Annotated in this window: 1 protein-coding gene; it reads right to left on the bottom strand. The window is 67.5% G+C overall.

All coding sequences use genetic code 11. From position 1 onward, the window contains the following. A partial coding sequence (locus AB0G02_RS22295; RefSeq protein WP_360797395.1) for a hypothetical protein occupies window positions 1–258 on the bottom strand: 258 nt, incomplete at its 3' end. Window positions 259–467 lie beyond the last annotated feature (209 nt).

Raw genomic sequence — 467 nt, 5'->3', positions numbered from 1 at the left:
CGTCGGCGCCGCGGCGGTGGCGACCTGGACGTCGTAGAACGACGAGCGCCTGACCTTGTCGCTCGCCACCGGACTGCTGGTGTTGAACTCGTGGTTGTCGTGCCACCACGTCTTGAGCTGGTCGGTGTCGGCGGTGGAGGCCGCGGCCTGGGCCGGTGGCGTCCCCGCGCCCACCCAGGCCGGCGCGATGGCACCGACGAGGGCCAGGGCCAGACCGGCGGCGAGCGCCACCGGTCGACTCATTCTTGCTGCGGGCATGGCGAAATCCTCTTCTCGTCATTGGGAAGGGTTTGCGTCGTGCTACGGCCTTATTTCATGAAGACGTGTGCCGACCACGGTTCCATGACGATCCGGCCGTTCACGACAGTCGGCTCGTCGACGTTGGACAGCAGCACGTCGGTGGCGGACCACTCGCCGTCCAGAGTGGCGGTTTGCGTTGTGCCGCTGAGGTTGGCCACGACGAGCAG

It is taken from the genome of Actinosynnema sp. NPDC023658, assembly GCF_040639995.1.
In the GTDB taxonomy this organism is placed as follows: Bacteria; Actinomycetota; Actinomycetes; order Mycobacteriales; family Pseudonocardiaceae; genus Actinosynnema.
This window is presented reverse-complemented; position numbering and strand designations above follow the sequence as displayed.